This window comes from Phocaeicola sp. ICN-14070 (genome assembly GCF_037892625.1).
GTDB lineage: Bacteria > Bacteroidota > Bacteroidia > Bacteroidales > Bacteroidaceae > Phocaeicola > Phocaeicola plebeius.
In genome coordinates, this window is the sequence record NZ_JBBKBF010000171.1 from 1 (window position 1) to 685 (window position 685).

A 685-nucleotide genomic window follows, 5' to 3' on the forward strand; every position below is an offset into this window, starting at 1 on the left:
TTAGGAAAATTCAGAAAGGAACACTTTGAATTCAAGTATTCACCTGTAAGAAGTTACTAATGACAAAAAAGAAATTGCCCGTTCGTTTTACGGGTCAGCACTTTACTATTGATAAAGTGCTAATAAAAGATGCAATAAGACAAGCAAATATAAGTAATCAGGATACGGTTTTAGATATTGGGGCAGGCAAGGGGTTTCTTACTGTTCATTTATTAAAAATCGCCAACAATGTTGTTGCTATTGAAAACGACACAGCTTTGGTTGAACATTTACGAAAATTATTTTCTGATGCCCGAAATGTTCAAGTTGTCGGTTGTGATTTTAGGAATTTTGCAGTTCCGAAATTTCCTTTCAAAGTGGTGTCAAATATTCCTTATGGCATTACTTCCGATATTTTCAAAATCCTGATGTTTGAGAGTCTTGGAAATTTTCTGGGAGGTTCCATTGTCCTTCAGTTAGAACCTACACAAAAGTTATTTTCGAGGAAGCTTTACAATCCATATACCGTTTTCTATCATACTTTTTTTGATTTGAAACTTGTCTATGAGGTAGGTCCTGAAAGTTTCTTTCCACCGCCAACTGTCAAATCAGCCCTGTTAAACATTAAAAGAAAACAGTTATTTTTTGATTTTAAGTTTAAAGCCAAATACTTAGCATTTATTTCCTGTCTGTTAGAGAAACCTGG

General features: G+C 34.2%; 1 protein-coding gene. It reads left to right on the top strand.

From position 1 onward, the window contains the following. Positions 1–59 precede the first annotated feature (59 nt). A partial coding sequence (locus tag WKT20_RS18140) for an rRNA adenine N-6-methyltransferase family protein (RefSeq protein WP_340417876.1) occupies positions 60–685 on the top strand: 626 nt, incomplete at its 3' end.